15 protein-coding genes are annotated in these 14,866 nt (G+C 58.9%); 2 read left to right on the top strand and 13 right to left on the bottom strand.

The window, feature by feature from the left end; all coding sequences use genetic code 11:
• Positions 1-48 precede the first annotated feature (48 nt).
• The 13 genes from DA915_RS02810 to motA form a co-directional block, all read right to left on the bottom strand.
• Complete coding sequence (locus DA915_RS02810; RefSeq protein WP_003503381.1) at positions 49-720, bottom strand: response regulator transcription factor; 672 nt, start codon at positions 718-720, stop codon at positions 49-51.
• Between the two features lie 282 nt (positions 721-1,002).
• A complete protein-coding gene (locus DA915_RS02805) occupies positions 1,003-1,569 on the bottom strand; it encodes a lytic transglycosylase domain-containing protein (protein ID WP_192886388.1) in 567 nt (188 codons plus the stop codon).
• A complete protein-coding gene (locus DA915_RS02800) occupies positions 1,517-2,875 on the bottom strand; it encodes a flagellar hook-length control protein FliK (RefSeq protein WP_107675089.1) in 1,359 nt (452 codons plus the stop codon). Before DA915_RS02800 ends, DA915_RS02805 begins: the two co-directional genes overlap by 53 nt.
• Positions 2,872-4,149 (bottom strand): chemotaxis protein MotC, encoded by a 1,278-nt coding sequence (gene motC / locus DA915_RS02795; RefSeq protein ID WP_107675088.1) that lies wholly within the window; start codon positions 4,147-4,149, stop codon positions 2,872-2,874. Before motC ends, DA915_RS02800 begins: the two co-directional genes overlap by 4 nt.
• Positions 4,146-5,429 carry a MotB family protein gene (locus tag DA915_RS02790; protein WP_003503388.1) on the bottom strand — a complete coding sequence of 428 codons (1,284 nt, stop codon included), beginning with the start codon at positions 5,427-5,429 and terminating at the stop codon, positions 4,146-4,148. The genes motC and DA915_RS02790 overlap by 4 nt, the downstream gene beginning before the upstream one ends.
• On the bottom strand, positions 5,426-6,082 hold the full coding sequence (locus tag DA915_RS02785; RefSeq protein ID WP_107675087.1) for a hypothetical protein: 657 nt from the start codon (positions 6,080-6,082) through the stop codon (positions 5,426-5,428). Before DA915_RS02785 ends, DA915_RS02790 begins: the two co-directional genes overlap by 4 nt.
• 313 nt (positions 6,083-6,395) lie before the next feature.
• Positions 6,396-7,688 (bottom strand): flagellin, encoded by a 1,293-nt coding sequence (locus DA915_RS02780; protein WP_003503391.1) that lies wholly within the window; start codon positions 7,686-7,688, stop codon positions 6,396-6,398.
• 309 nt (positions 7,689-7,997) lie between these two features.
• Positions 7,998-8,435, bottom strand: a complete 438-nt coding sequence (locus tag DA915_RS02770) for a hypothetical protein (RefSeq protein WP_003503394.1) — start codon at positions 8,433-8,435, stop codon at positions 7,998-8,000.
• Between the two features lie 5 nt (positions 8,436-8,440).
• The gene (flhB, locus tag DA915_RS02765; protein WP_003503396.1) at positions 8,441-9,523 is read right to left on the bottom strand and encodes a flagellar biosynthesis protein FlhB; all 1,083 of its coding nucleotides are present in this window, start codon (positions 9,521-9,523) and stop codon (positions 8,441-8,443) included.
• Positions 9,524-9,652: 129 nt separating this feature from the next.
• Positions 9,653-10,696, bottom strand: a complete 1,044-nt coding sequence (fliG, locus tag DA915_RS02760) for a flagellar motor switch protein FliG (RefSeq protein WP_003503398.1) — start codon at positions 10,694-10,696, stop codon at positions 9,653-9,655.
• A 27-nt stretch (positions 10,697-10,723) separates the two neighbouring features.
• Positions 10,724-11,263: a flagellar motor switch protein FliN gene (gene fliN, locus DA915_RS02755; RefSeq protein WP_003503403.1), complete on the bottom strand. Its 540-nt coding sequence runs from the start codon at positions 11,261-11,263 to the stop codon at positions 10,724-10,726.
• Between the two features lie 63 nt (positions 11,264-11,326).
• Positions 11,327-12,286 carry a FliM/FliN family flagellar motor switch protein gene (locus DA915_RS02750; protein WP_003503405.1) on the bottom strand — a complete coding sequence of 320 codons (960 nt, stop codon included), beginning with the start codon at positions 12,284-12,286 and terminating at the stop codon, positions 11,327-11,329.
• On the bottom strand, positions 12,283-13,155 hold the full coding sequence (gene motA, locus DA915_RS02745; protein WP_003503407.1) for a flagellar motor stator protein MotA: 873 nt from the start codon (positions 13,153-13,155) through the stop codon (positions 12,283-12,285). Before motA ends, DA915_RS02750 begins: the two co-directional genes overlap by 4 nt.
• A gap of 185 nt (positions 13,156-13,340) precedes the next feature.
• Here motA and DA915_RS02740 point away from each other — a divergent pair, with 185 nt between their 5' ends.
• Entirely contained in the window at positions 13,341-14,120 is a 780-nt protein-coding gene (locus tag DA915_RS02740; RefSeq protein WP_003503409.1) for a DUF1217 domain-containing protein, read from the top strand.
• 1 nt (position 14,121) lies between these two features.
• The gene (gene flgF, locus DA915_RS02735; RefSeq protein ID WP_003503411.1) at positions 14,122-14,856 is read left to right on the top strand and encodes a flagellar basal-body rod protein FlgF; all 735 of its coding nucleotides are present in this window, start codon (positions 14,122-14,124) and stop codon (positions 14,854-14,856) included.
• Positions 14,857-14,866: the final 10 nt, after the last annotated feature.

Raw genomic sequence — 14,866 nt, 5'->3', positions numbered from 1 at the left:
GCTGTCGGAAATACCGCGTTTGAAAAAGACCACGCGGGTCAATGAAAATCATTGCCAATCAATGCTGTAGCCGAGGAACCGCTTGGAATCGACCGGATCGTAGCCAAGCTTCTTGCGCAGCTTCTTGCGCAGCTTGCTGATGTGGCTTTCGACAACGTTTTCTTCGACGTCGTCATCAAAGATGCCGTAGATGGCATTGAAAATCTGCGCCTTGGAAACGCGGCGTCCGCGATTGGCGATCAAATATTCGAGGATACGACGCTCTCGGCGCGGCAAGGGAAATACCTCGCCACCCACTTCGGGGTCGCGGCCGTCGGAGAAAACCCGAATCGGCCCCGCATCTGTGAAGTTCGAGATGACCTGCAGCCGGCGGCGGATAGCCGCCGCACGTGCGAGGATTTCACGGGGATGAACCGGCTTGCGCACGACGTCGTCGACGCCGCTGTCGAACAGCGCCAGCGTGGATTCCAGCGAGGGTTGGTCGCTGACCGCGATGACAGGCGCCGTCGTGCGATCCCTGATCGCCTTCGGCAAAGCAAAGCTCCGGTCGCCCTGGCCAATCAGGAAGGCTTCCACAGCCGCCAGATCGCTTTCCGCCGCCGTCGAGACCCACTCCCCGAATTCGACCGGATCGAACCCGGTCGAGGGAATGCCCTCACGCCCAAATAGAGATGTATAGCCGTCCTTAACGAGCTCGCGCTCATCAACCACTACGATCATTCGTCCGCCTCCGAATCAGTGTGGTGTTTTCCAATGAGGCATTGGTACGAATCGGGGGATTCAGCGACAACTGTAGGAAATCATCGATAGTTATTAATAATTGATTAACCATTTTGTGCCGATTTGATCTATATATAGTGGGTATTAACCATATATGGCACAAAATTTTTGTGTAGAAATTTCAAAATTCCGAAAAAACCGCTTGAAATGCCTTTTTTCGATCAATCTATCGCCACATTTCGAAATACGAGTCCTGCGGTGCCTGAAAGCAATTTCAGGTTGTCATCCGTCGCAGAAATTTTTCGCGTTGGGAGTCCATTTCCCGTAGCCCGTCGCCACCAGATTGGCGATGACGCGGCAGACATATTTCTTCTGCGCCGGGTCATTGTTGGGGCCGGCGTGATAACGGGCGACCGCCATGGTCCAGGTTTCATGCCTGTTGTGAAGGTTGCGAAGGAACATGGCGGCATATTCCACATTGCGACGCGGATCGAACATTTCCCGCGGGGATGAGAAGTTTTCGCCGTGGAAATAATGATTTATCTGCATGCAGCCGAGGTCGATCAGCTTGGCGCCGTTGCGCTTCGCCGCCTCGAAAGTCATCAGGGCTTCCTCGGTGGAGGTCGCAAATACCGGTTTTCCCTCGATATTCATGGCATTGGGGTCGAGCCGCCCCTTGCGGCCCGTCTCGGTCAGGCCCACCGAATAGAGAATTCCCTCCGGCACGCCATATTTGCGTGCCGCCGACTGGATCTCTCTTTCACAGACGCCTGATGTCGCCGAGGCTGACACGTTTTCAGAGGTAGACGCCATTGTCAGCAGAAGAACGGGCAGAGCCAGGAGCGCCATCCATGCCTTCATTATGCACCCCCAAATTATCGCCATTGCCTTGCCGGCTGCCCCGTGCTCCGGACTCGTCACGGTTGCGCCCGGCGGCGGCCTGCTGGCCCTGCTGCTGCGCCTGCTGATTTTGCTGATTGTTGCCCTGTGTGCCCGTTTGGTCACTCTTGTCGGAAGAAGCGATGCTGATGGTGATGTTATCGACCGTCAGACCCTGCGCCTTGAGACCCTCAAGGATGTTCTTGCTGTCGTCCTGAAGCTTTTTATAGGCTGCAACGCTCTCCACCGTCATGTGAACGGCAAGCTCGTCACCGGCAAGACGCAGCGACATCGTCACCGATCCGAGCTCGATCGGCGTCATGTGCAGCTTCAGCGTATGCACGACCTTGCCGGTGCTGCTCTGGGCCGCCGCATTGGAAAGCGACGAACCGGGCTGCATGGCGCTCACCCATTCCGGATCATTGACGATCAGGCCGGTCAGGGCCGAAGCGTTGGTCGAAGGCGCCAGACCGATGAAACGCCGCGAATCGAGAACCGTGATGGTATCTGCCGCTTTGCCGGTGCTTTCCCGTGCATCGAACTCGACACGGCCCTCACGCTGCACCGTGCTCATATCGAGAGCCCGGGCCGCGCCCGAACGCGGGGACGAGAAGCGGAATGCCGAGGCATCGCCTTCGTTTTCGGAAGCCGATCCCGCCTCGTTACCGGCTGGTGCGATACCAGTCGGCATGTCCTTGACCAAATGCTCGGCCTTGCCACGGACAGGTTCAGCCCGGTCTGACTTCACCGTGTCGGTCTTGCCGGCAATCGCCTGTGCAATTTCCTCAAGCGGCGTCTTGGCTGTCGCCACATCGGCGGCGTTGGCCACAACCAGCTGCAGTTCCGCCAGCTTCGGATCGATCACATCGGCTACCGCCTCGGCATCCTTGTCGGTGTCGTCCTTGAGCTTCTTGCCTGTTTTGCCGTTATCGGGTGTGCGAGCCGTTTTCACGGCGTTCTGAAATTCGGCCAAAGTCTCATGGGCACGACCTTCGCCGGCATGCTCGTTGACGATCGCATTCAGAAAGGTTGCGGGCCGCTTGACCGGGACATCCATCTTTTCCGCCTCGCTATCAGCCTGTGCCTGCTGTTCTTCAGCCGGGTTCTTGTCCTGCTGATGCCGCGAATGCAGCGCCTGCGGCGGCCGCTCGTCCCGGACCGTGGAAAGGGCATCGCCGAAACTGCCGCCCTTGGCGTCGTCCCTGACGCTGGCGCTGCCGGCGCGCGGATCGGATGGTGGCGCATTCATTATCGCGTTGATGGTTGCGTCGATCATGGTGCCCCCTCGCCTTTCTTCAACAGGCTGTCGATTTCATCGAGCTTGCTACGGCCGCTCGTCACGAGTTGCCGGACGTTATCGCCCTCATCGTCAGCCTTCTGGGTTTCGACCCGCCATATGCTCTTTGCATCAGCAGCGGTCGCCTCGTTTTCGGGCGCATTCCGCCCGGTATCCTTCGTGGCCGCAGTGTCTGCACCGACACCGGACTGCAGGGAAGGAGGACGAACCACCTGCTCTGCAATCGCCCTTGCCGCCTCCCGCAGGGCCCTGTCCCGATCCGAAAGCTGCGCTTCGGGGATTTGCCCGATTGTCTCGATCGCGCTCACCACATCTGGTGTGCCGATGTTGGAAAGGCTTTCATAGAGATTTGCCTGGACTTCAGGCTCACCCGGCAGCGACGGAGACAGCGCCTTCGCCTTTAACGCCGCCATACGCGCCAGCGAATCCTTGCCGCTGATCGCCGCGAGGCGAGAAAGGCGCAGATAGGCTTCCTTCTGCCTCTCGGTATCCATCATGGCGAAGGTCTCCTGTATCGCCTCCTCACCGATGGAATCGGCGCGTTTGACCACCAGCGAGACCAAGAGGTCGGCAAACTGGCTGGCATAGGGCGAATGCAGGAAGCGCCGCGCATAACGCTGCGCATAGTCGACGCCGCGCGCAGCATCGCCGTCTTCAACCGCGATAGCGAGCGAGCGGCGCAATGCCGCCTCCTCAACGATTGTGCCGGGCGCTTCGAGCCGGGCTATGTCGTAAAAGCCGAGTGCAGCCAGCGGATCGCGCGGTATCGTCACATTGCCGCCGATCAGCGCCAGATAGGCGCCAATCCGCTTGCCGCGATATTCAGGCACCATGACCGCGATGCTCTGTGCGACCAGCGTTCCCTTGCCCGACAGGTATTTGCGCAGGATATCGGCAACGCGGCTATCGAAATTGCCATCCACATCACGCGCGACCAGCAATTCCAGCGTCGCCGGGTTGCCGCCGCTCATCGCATAGATGAGCGCCGCATCGACATTGCGCGGATCCTTGAAGATCGCCGAGGGCGCGCTCTTCAGCCGCTCATCGATCGTCTGCAGCAGAAACCGCTGCATTTCAGCGGCGGAATGGTCGCCCATGGCCACCGAATCCTGCACGAACTGCAGGGAGCGCAGCATGGCATAGGGCATCAGATTGTCTTGCGACTGCGAAAACGCCTTGCTCGGCTCGGAGCCGAGACCGCAAAGCGTCGCCGCAAGAAGGAGCCAGCGTTTCGAGGTTTTCGTCACACTCACCCCCGATCGGCCTCAAGCAGAATTTCGATGCGGCGGTTGGCATCTGCCAGAGGGTCCGCCGGCACCTGCAATCTGCGGTCCGCGAAACCCGAGACCTGCTTTACCCGCTCTTCCGACAGACCGCCGCGCACCAGCATGTAATAGGCGCTGTGCGCACGGTCCATGGAGAGCCGCCAGTTGTCATTGGCCTCGCCCTTGAACTGCCGTCCGTCGGTATGGCCGCGGATCACCACGCTGCCGCCCCGCTCCTGAAGCAGTTTGCCGATTTTTTCCATGGCCAGAACCATTTCGCGCCGGGGAACAGCCGATCCGATATTGAACATCGGCGTTTCCGTCTGGTCGGAAATGGTGAGCAGCAACCCGCCTTCGGCCGGCGTCACCACCAGACCTTCGGAAAGCTTACCGGTAATGCCTGAGATCTGCTTCTCGATTTCCTCGCGCAGGGTATCGGCCTTTTCCCACTCGGCATCGCTGGCCTTTTGCTGCTCCGGCTTGGGCTGAGAAAGCGCTGCCTGCTCTGCGGCATCCGGACGCTGCTGCGGCACCACGGCGGCGACTTCCATCGGCTTGCCGTCTTCCGCCTTTTCGGCCGGTGTCTCGGACGACTTAAGCGCGACCGCCTGAGCGTTTTCGGCCGCATCCTCCTGTTTGTTCTCGGCGAGCTGCTGCTGTTCAACCGGTTTCTGCGGCTGATCGGCGCGAGTGATTTTCACCTGCTGGGTCCAGAAATCGGGATCGAAGGGATCGCGATAGGCTTCGCCGCCGCTTGCGCCCGTCGCCGGGCCGGAATCGGCAGCGCCGCCCTCGCCCTTGGCGCTGACATTGGCCTGCTGCCCCACCTGCTGGGCAATTTCAGCCAGCACGGAATAGGGATTTTCGAAAAAGTCCGCTTCGGAGAAATTCGACTGCTCACCGGTCTGGGAGGTCAGGTCTTCGCCCGTCGCCGCGGCGGAGCCTTTGGTAACCTTTTCAGCCTGGATGTTGGACTGGTCTTTCTTCTGGACGCCCTCTTCCTTATCGACAGGCTTTTCCAGCCCCTTGGACGAGGGTTTCTCATCGGACAGCTTGATGGGATTGAAATAGCTGGCGACCGAGGCCTTGGTTTCCTCGTTGGCGGCATTGACCAGCCACATGACGAGGAAGAACGCCATCATCGCCGTCATGAAGTCGGCATAGGCGATTTTCCACGCACCGCCATGGGCGCCATCGTGCCCGCCCTTGTGGCGCTTGACGATGATGATCTCGTTTTTGCCGTGGTGGTGGTTCTCGCCTTCACTCATTTCATCACCTTGCGAAGACTGGACGCCCAGGCGGACATGCGCGTCACGAACACGCTTTCACCCAACTCGACGGAAAGATCGATATCGGTGGTCTCGGTAAATTTCATCGTTTCTTCTTCAAAGTCCGGCTGCGTCTTCAGCCGCTCGAACAGATCTTTCGGACCCTTCACAACAAGCGTGACCCCTTCGCCATCCGGCATGGCGGCGCGCACCACATCCGCCAGCGCCGTAACCGCCTTGAGCGATAGCTTTTCCGTCAGGAGGGGGGCAAGGATATTGGCTGTCTGTTCGCTGAGATTGGCCGCGATCGCGTCGATACCCTCGCGCAGACCACGGGACAGGGACGCCGCAATTTCTTCAAGATGGCCCGAACGCAGGGTCTCCAGCTCGGCCGCATGGGCAGCGATCAGCTCTTCCCGCTCCGCCTGCATCTTCTCGGTGATCTCGCGGGTGGCGTCTTCGCGGCCGCGGTCGTAGGCCGCCTGTTTCTCGCTCTCCACGTCAACGGGGGCAAATTCGTCGAAAGCGGAAGCGCCATCGGCAAAATCGGACAGGAAATCGTTGTCGGCCAACGGGTCGCCGAAGGCCGGCGCCGCCGATTGCGGTTGCGCTTCACCGAAGTCCTTGAGAAACCGTGCAATGGACGCGCTCATGCCTGCCTCCGGCAAAACAGGAGAAAGGGGCCAGACATGTTTTGTTGCCCGCGCGAATCGCAAAAGCCTCGCCGCATTTCCAGACGGAAAACCGGGGTCCACTTTTCCTGGAAATGCTCTAAGCCGTTTGGCGGCACCACCGTCATCCTTGCTACCCTGCCCGTCTCTTCCACGTTTCCCGGCCGGATCACGCCATGCGATCCGCCCCATACTGACCCGACGTTAGGTGTTCAAACTTGTGCGAGGATGAAGGCGGGCGTGATCGGCAAGCCTGCACCCATTCATCCCCGCGTACCCACGCCGGTCGAACCCGTTACTTGAAGAGCTGGAGGATATTTTCCGCGTTGGCATTGGCGATGGAGAGAGCCTGGATGCCGAGCTGCTGCTGCGTCTGCAGCGCTTTCAGCCTGGTCGATTCCTCGTTCATGTCGGCATCGACAAGACGGCCGATGCCCTTGTCGATAACATCCATAAGGCTGGACACGAAGTTATCCTGCATGCTGATGCGGCTCTGCAGCGAGCCCAGGCTGGAAGCCGTGCTGGTCATCGCCTCAAGCTGCCCGTCGACGAAGGACATCATCATGTCGATGGCGTCGGCATCCGTATAGGTCGTGCCACCACCGGCAAAACCGCCCATGGCTGCGGCGACAACATCGAGATTGCCGAGATTGAGGGTGGATACGGAAAACCCGAGGGAACGATCGGCGGAAGCCGCCCCGCCGCTGAGGTCGTAAAACCAGTCGTTGCTGCTGGTGTCGCGATAGGCGGGAGAAACAGTGGTGCCACCGCTCGACGGATCTGTCGCCGTCACCTTCACCCATACGTTTTCGGCAAGGCGGAGATAATTGGCGGTCCCGTCACTATAGATATTCGGATCCGTATTCGTATCCGCAGTCGCGGCATTCAGCGCGCCGATCTGCGCGTCACTGAGCTTCTCGACGACATGACCGGCGTTCGTCGCCTTACCCGCAGTCGTCGAGGTCTGAGTGACTTCATATTCCGTCTTGCTGACGAAAACGGCGTTCTTGTCGAGAATCCCGAGCTTTCCACCACTGAGGTCGAAAAGCACCGTACTGCCATCGAGCACATAATCAACGGTGGTAACGCCGACATTGCCTGCGCCCGTGCGGGTGAAGGATGCAACGACCTTTTTCGTGATCGATTCTTCAACCGGCGGCGTGCCACCGTTGCTGATGCTGGCCTGCAGCCAGTTTTCGCCCGAGAAGGAGGCCGATTCGGAGATGCTCTTCAGCTGTTCCTGAAGCTGCTTGATTTCATCCTGGATCTTGCCGCGGTCGGCGCCAACGCCGTAGGCGGCGACGAGCTTGGCCTTGATCTGCTTGACGACCTCAATCGTGCTTTCAAGCGCGTCGTAGGCGGTGTCGACCTTGGCGGCTCCCAGACCCAAAGCGTCCTGCACGGCCGAAAGCGCGTTATTGTCGGAGCGCATCGTCGTTGCAATGGACCAGTAGGCCGCGTTATCCGCCGCAGTCTCGACACGGTAGCCGGAAGACACGCGCGCCTGTGTTGTCTCGAGGCTCTTGTCGATCATGCGCAGGGTTTGCAGCGCGGCCATCGCCGCCGCATTGGTCAAAATGCTGGTCATGGGGTCCACCAAACTCAAAATTTAAGAAAAAATCCGGCGCTGTGCCGACAACGAGCAGAAGCATCATGCGAATCGGCAATGGCCTGAACCGACCACCGCGACCTGCTGTTCGTTAACAAATCGTTAATGCGATAGGTAACAAACAACAGGACTGATTTGCAAGGCGTTCCTGCCTTTCACAGCCGGGTTTCGCATAAACCGGCAGGCTTCAGGCAAGCTCTGGTCAAAACGCACCCGAACGAGGCCGTTGCGCCCGCGATTTCGGCGGGCGCAACGGGACATGACGGCAATATTCAGCGGATGATCCGGTTAAGCCGCTTCGCCCTGACGGGTGGGCACGAATCGGGCAGCCGTCAGGCTTTTCCGAAGAAACTCGGTGTTTTCGTCCGGGTTTTCGGAAGGGTTCTGAAACGAGACGTGATTGATCTCAACCGCTGCATGTTCGTTGGCGAGCGTCAACCGCGCATAGACCGTGGCGCCCTTTGGCTTGAGCTCGAGATCGAGGACGATCTCCGGCGCGCCTTCCCATTCGAGCTTGTATTCGCCGCCGGCGCCGAAATTGATCGTACCGGGATGATAATAAAGCTCAGCCGCCGACGAAACGAGGTCGGCGATACTGCTGTAGCACTCGAATCTGAGCAGCGAAATCAGGTCGGCCGGGTCTAACAATCGAAGTTCGGTGGCGATCGGGTTGATCGCCTCTGCGACGATCATTTCCCGCTGTTCGGAATAGGCGGATTTTTTCATTGGTTTTATTGAACCCGTATTTTCGATGACTTCATGGCGTAAACCCGATGAACGAGCTCAGCCACAGCCTTGTAAAAGACTGGTGGAATCACACTATCTACCGAGACTTGCGCAAACATGGAGCGTGCAAGCGGAGGGTCCTCAAAAACGGGGATATTGTTTTCTTCCGCAATCTCGCGGATTTTCAATGCGATAAGGTCCTGGCCCTTGGCCACGACAACAGGTGCGTCGCCTTCTTCGCGAACATAACGCAGCGCCACCGCAAAGTGTGTGGGGTTGGCGATGACAAGCGTTGCGCGCGGCACATTGTTGATCATCCGGCGGCGGGCACGGTCGCGGGCGATGGAACGCTGGCGGGATTTGACCACGGGGTCGCCCTGCGACTGCTTGTATTCTTCCTTCACCTCATGCTTCGTCATTTTCAACTGGCTGAACCAGTGATGGCGCGTCCACAGAACGTCGACGGCAGCAAGCAGCGCGGTGGAAAGCAGAATAACGACCATCATTTTTTTGACGATCTCGACCACCCGGACGAAAATGACCTGCGGATCGGAGAACATCAGATCGATGAGGCTGTAAAAATCGCCACGCAAAGCAAAGAACATGATGACCGAGACGATCATGATCTTGAATACGGATTTGCCGAATTCCACAAAACCCTGCTTGCTGTAGATGCGCGTGAAGCCCTTCGCCGGTGAGACGCGTGACCATTGCGGACGCACCCGCTCAAGCACCGGCGACGGCAGGTTCTGGAAAAACGACGAAGCAAGCCCGAAAACCATGAACATGATCATCGCCGGCATGAGCAGATAGGCGATCGACGTGCCGAGAAAATACAACAGCGACAGGGCATCCGGCCGGGTGCTGAGGTCCCACTGTTCGGGCTGGCCGAACAGGTCCTTCAATGTGACGCCAAGGCGACCGGCGCCATCGGGCAGGAAGAAGACCAGGTAACAATAAAAAGCGAGTGAGGAGGCAAAGATCGGCACTTCACGGGAAAAGGGAAGATTGCCCTTTTCCGCCGCATCGCGGAGTTTTTTCTCCGTCGGGGCTTCTGTTTTACTGTCCTTGTCCTGATCGTCTGCCAAGGCACGTTCCCGGGATCAAAAAAAAGGGCCCGCCGATCCCGGCAGGCCGTCATCCCGAAACTAGCGTCCGTGACCGGCCATCGCAATGGCCGGTTCCGCCGTAAGGGCGGGTTATCAACCGGCTTCCGCTTAAGCGGCGGCCGGTTGTTCCTCCGCAGAGGCTTCCTTCAGCTGGATCTGGCCGGAATTGGCCAGCCGGATCGCCTCCTGCGCCACCGCGCGGCGGGCAATCGCCACTTCGCGGGTGTTGATCGAGGCCTGCGGCACCGCAAGGTCCGATTCGATCATGCGGCGCTGGCGCGGGCTGATGCTGGAGAGCACACATTCCTTGATTTCCATCGTGGCGCCGCGCAGCGCCATCGTCATGACATCGGCCGAAACATCGTTGAGCAGCAGGACGCGGCTGCGCTGCGGCATGAACATGAGATCGTCGAAGAGGAAGATCTTCGGCTTGACCTTGTTTGCGGCTTCCTTGCTGAGCGTCTCGAGAGAGCTGAGCAGCGTATCGACCTGCGGCTTGTCCAGTTCGTTCATCAGATCCGCAACCTTCGTGGAACCGCCCGCATTGCGCTCGGCCTCGATTTCATTGATGAGATTGACCACACGCTTCTCGATGATCTGGGCAGCCGTCGGGCTGACTTCCTTCATGTTGACGGTGCGGTTCATGATATCGGCGCGCTGCTCTTCCGGAATGGTGAGGAGAACCTTGGCGCCGAAGGAGGAAGGCAGCATGGAGAGAATATAAGCGATGGTCTGCGGATGTTCGCGCAGCAGGAACTTGCCGACGAATTCCGGCTCGGCTTCCTGCAGGCGGTCCCAGATCGATGCTTCATAGGCCTGGAAAGCCGCGCGGCGGCCGAGAAGGCTGTCCACCTCTTCAGGGGTCAGGCCCTCTTCGAGAATGCTCTCGATGGCCTTGGCATTGTCCATCAGACCCGTTCCTTCGGTGAACAGGTCCTCGAACTCGGCTACGATCTGTGCAAGCTCATCGGGAGGAATGACGCGCAGGGTCTGGGCCGAGGAAATGATCATCTGCAGTTCATGCTGGGTGAAAAACTTCAGCAGCTTGCCGGCGACGCCCTTGCCCATGGCAAGAAGCACCGCGGCCGCCTTGTCGGCCTGAGACAACGGCTTGCCCGCAAGGGGGTTACCGAAATCCTCGAAGTCCATCATGGTCTTTCCTCTCCGTCCCCACAGGGATCAGGCTTTTCGCGTACTCAGTACTTCAATCAATTTTACGCCGAAGCGCGTATCGTCGTCTTCCAGAACCGTTATTTCACCGCGCGCAATACGGCGGCCATTCACCATGATCTCGACCGGCTCGCCGATCTTGCGATCAAGCGCGATGGTTGCGCCCTCTTCGAGGCTCATCAGCCCCGAAACGAGCATTCTGCTGGTGCCGAGAACGATCTGGACATCGATCGGGATGTCCATGATCATTTCCATGTTTTCGGACAAGCCGCTGCCGAGCGGCGCCTTCACGCCCGCAACCTGCGGGGCGGCGGCAAAATCGTCCATCGCAAAGTCGGCCGCTCCGCCACCAAAGGCGGAAAGGTCGGTTTCGGTCGAAACCTCGTCCGTGCTTCCGAAATCGCCGAAGTCGCCAAAATCGGAGAGCGAGCCTTCCGCATCCGTCTTGAGGACGCCACGCAGATCGCCGATAGCCTGGTCGAGGTCGCCGCCGTCTTCAAACGACGGCAACGCCGCATCATCGGTCACAGGTGTTTTCTTCGTAGCCATGCGCTGATTATTCCCTTTGAAACTTGCGTCAGCCTGCCCAGAACCCGAAAGGCCAGGCAGGATTTAACCCATCAAATGTCGTAAGATCTCGTCGTCCGTGCTGACATTGTTCTTCACCCGAACCATGTAGCGGTCGCCGGACTTGCCGAATTCGCAATTATAGAGCTTGGAACCGTTGGCGCTGACCTCGACGCCGATATCGTCCTGCTTCAGAGCCTGGAACGGAATGACGTCACCGGCCACCAGCTTGGAAATTGTCCTGAGCGTCAGCGTTTCGAGCTTGATGCGCGCCTCGAGCGTTACCTGCGATCGCTTCACCTGCTCCGAAATCATCTCCATCCATTCCTCCTGCTTCTTCAGCGCCTGGGCCGAAGCCTTGGGAGCGACGATGGAGGTTCTGAGCAGGGGACGCTGCGGCACGATGAGGGTAAATTCCGACGAGACCTTGCCGATATCGATCTTCATGCGGAGGGTCACGCCGTAAAGACCGGCGATCATTTCCTCGAAGGCGCTCTTGCCGTTGGAATTGAAGGGCGGCTCGATGGCCGCCTCAAAACCGCCGGGCGCGTTGACACCGGAGCGCAGGACACCGGCGATGCGGCCAAGAACCATGGCCGCAAGGTCGAGCTCGATATGGGACAGGCTGCGCTCGTCCGGTTCGCCGATCATGTCCGGCGACGCGCCCAGCATGCGCTCCATGAGCGCGATGACGAAGCCGTTGCCGACAGTCATCATGAAATTGGGGCACCAGTTGCGCAGGGAACAATCGGCAACCGCGACATTGCTCCCAACATTGGCGATGAGATCGGTCATCAGGCCCGATTCGGAGCTGACATATTCCACATCGATCGCGATGCCGGTCTCGCTGTGGAAGATGTCCGGCAGGAATTCGCTGTAGAGATGGCCGATATCGGAACCGATCTTGGCGATCGTCTTGCGGTCAGACAGCCCTCCCGTCAATTTTGCGAGCAGGGCGGTGTCGATGGCGGGTGCTTGTTGCGCTGCAGCTTTTGCCATCGTCATGCCGCCTTGTTTTCGCCGCCGGGGTTCATCATCTCCTGTTCGACGGCGTCAATGGACGGCCGCTCGTAGTTGGAGATGGTCTTGCGGCCGTATTCGAGCGCGACCTGCGGCACCGAGCCGTTCATGTAAGCGATCAGCGTCTGCTTGACGATGATGTAGAGGCGGTGCTGCTTGGTGCGGACGATCTTGACCTGCGAAGCGAGCGGGTTGCAGATCGAATAGGACAGGATGATGCCGAGCATGGTGCCGACGAGTGCGGCGCCGATCAGGCCGCCGAGCACTTCAGGCGATTCGTTGATCTTGCCCATGGCCTTGATGACGCCGAGAACCGCCGCGACGATACCGATGGCGGGGAAGGAATCGCCCATGGTGGTGATCGCGTGATAGGGCTTCAGCTTGTCATGCAAGATGGTTTCGATTTCTTCATCCATCAGCGCCTCGATTTCGTGGCTGCGGGCATTGCCGATGATGATGAGACGGACATAGTCACAGATGAACGAGGTCAGTTCCTTGTTCTTCAGGACCGACGGCGCGCTCTGGAAGATCGAGGATTCCTCGGGATTGTCGATATGGGCCTCGATCTCGTTGCGCGATTTCGTGCGCAGATCGCGCATCAGCGAATAAAGCACGCCGAGCACGTCGAGATAGTTTCGCTCCTTCGGGACCGAATGCTTGAAGGCCTCGCCGAGCGCCTTGCCCGAATCCTTCACGACCTTCATGGGGTTTGCCATGATGAAGCCGCCGAGGCCGGCGCCGCCAATGATCATCAATTCGAACGGCTGAACCAGCACGTCCAGATGACCGCCCATCGCCATATAGCCGCCGATGATGCAGCCGAAGGTGATTATAAGTCCAATTACAATATTCATTGATCGACCACGCCCGAACAGTGTTCCATGCCGCCATGTCTAGAAAATGTGGCTTGCGTGAACCTGTCCGCAAAGCCTCCCCATGCTCCCGCCTCCAGCCAGTTTCGCACAAGCAAGCCACGGCAATATGCCGGCAAAGGCGGACGTGCGCCTTGAGATCGGGATCAAACGAGAGCGGCGGTTCAGTGACTTCCACCTATACCAGCTACAGACTGATCAGTCAGGATATCGGCAAATCGCTTGAGCGGGTGTCGAAGCAGCCCGACGTGGCGCGCGAGACCGAATATTACCGTGCAAAGATCGGCGATGTGAAATCCATCGACGACTTCATGGCCGATACGCGCCTTTATAATTACGCCCTGAAAGCCCACGGGCTCGAGGATATGGCCTATGCGAAGGCCTTCATCCGCAAGGTGCTGACGGAAGGCACCTCGGACAAGAACGCCTTCGCCAACAAGCTTTCCGACAACCGGTATGCAGAGCTTGCAAAGTCCCTGGATTTCGCAGGCCTGGGTGCGGCAGCGACCTCCACCGAGGCAGCCAAATCAGGTGTCGTCAGCAAATACACCCGCCAGACGCTGGAACAGGAAGCGGGCGACGACAATAACGGCGTCCGGCTTGCCCTTTATTTCGAGCGCAAGGCGCCGACAATAAAATCCGGCCTCGATTTCCTCGCCGACGACGCGCTTGCGCAGGTATTCCGCACAACGTTCAACCTGCCCGACGCATTTGCGGCGGCCGATGTCGACAAGCAGGCCGCGCTCATCGAAAAAAGCATCGATATCAAGGATCTGCAGGATCCTGAAAAGGTCGGCAAGCTGCTCGAGCGTTTCACCATCATGTGGGAAATGCAAAATCCCTCGACGACCTATGACCCCTTGGCCGTTTTCGGCTCCTCCAGCGGCTACGGCATTTCCCCCGACCTGCTGATCTCCATCAACTCCCTGAAACTCGGAGGCAAATGATATGCAATCCGGACTATACGTCGCCCTGTCCTCGCAGATCGCGCTGGAGCGCCGTCTTACCACCATTTCCGACAATATGGCGAATGTGAACACGGTCGGCTTCCGCGGCTCCGAAGTGAAATTCGATGAGATGGTCGCCAAGAACCACAATGATATGAACGCCAGGGTGGCCTTCGTTTCCCAGGGCAACGACTATCTCTCCACTCGTCAGGGTGCATTCGAGCAGACCGGCAATTCCTTCGATTTCGCCATCAAGGGCGATGCCTGGTTCTCGCTGGATACGCCTGATGGTCAGATCCTGACCCGCGACGGCCGTTTCACCATGCGTCCGGACGGCGCGCTCATCTCCTCGAGCGGTTATCCCGTTCTCGATGCCGGCGGCGGCCCGATCCAGCTCAATCCGAATGGCGGTCCTATCACCGTCGGTCTCGACGGAGCTATCCGCCAGAACGAGAACATCGTCGCCACGCTCGGCATCTACCAGGCGGATTTTTCGCAAGGCTTCCTGCGTCATCCCAATAGCGGCGTGAAGCCGGTGGCGCAGCCGGTTCCGGTCGTCAACAATCATGAAGTCGGCGTCGTTCAGGGCTACCTCGAGCAGTCGAATGTCAACGGCATTTCCCAGATGACGCAGCTCATCCAGGTCAACCGCGCCTTTGAAAGCATCTCCTCGCTGATGCGGGACACCGAATCGACCTTCGGCGAGGGCATCAAGACGCTTGGCGGCGCGCGTTGAGGAACTGAGT

The organism is Agrobacterium sp. LAD9 (genome assembly GCF_003031125.1).
GTDB lineage: Bacteria > Pseudomonadota > Alphaproteobacteria > Rhizobiales > Rhizobiaceae > Agrobacterium > Agrobacterium radiobacter.
This window is presented reverse-complemented; position numbering and strand designations above follow the sequence as displayed.